This is a genomic window from Catenovulum agarivorans DS-2, from assembly GCF_000568405.1.
Classification (GTDB): domain Bacteria; phylum Pseudomonadota; class Gammaproteobacteria; order Enterobacterales; family Alteromonadaceae; genus Catenovulum; species Catenovulum agarivorans_A.
Genome location: NZ_ARZY01000114.1, coordinates 1 through 490, shown reverse-complemented (window position 1 = coordinate 490; position 490 = coordinate 1). Strand labels below are relative to the sequence as shown.

Here is a 490-nt window from a genome sequence, read left to right as displayed (position 1 = left end):
GAGTAACCCTGTAAAAAATTCACAGGGCAACTGCCCGAACGGCTTGCTTGGTATTCATATAAAACAATATTTCTGAATGGATTATTGATCACAGGCGTATCTGTGCCTGTGCAATAAAGCCACATATACGATTTAAATTTATCATCACTCACCACATTAACTGTGGTTTCATCTGCTTGAATCACACTTTGTTCAAGTAATACTTGATGTAACCTGTCATACAGAGGTTTAAATAAACTAGCACATTTGATTATCCAATCAGACATGGTTTGCCGACTGATTTCGATGCTATGTTGTTTAAACATGCTTTCTTGCCGGTAAAGCGGTAATGCGTACTGATATTTACTGGTAATTATTTGGCTGAGCAAACTCGGTGTCGCTATGCCTTTTGGTATTGGCGTAGACGGTACGGGCGCTTGCTTTATATGTACCTGTGTATTGATTTTTTCACACGATCGGCAGCTGTATTTGGGACGAACATGTTCAATCA

1 protein-coding gene is annotated in these 490 nt (G+C 39.4%); it reads right to left on the bottom strand.

Features of this window, described 5'->3' with window-relative positions; translation table 11 throughout:
- Positions 1 to 490: IS66 family transposase (locus tag DS2_RS19435; RefSeq protein ID WP_035016750.1), on the bottom strand; the 490-nt coding region annotated here is incomplete at both ends.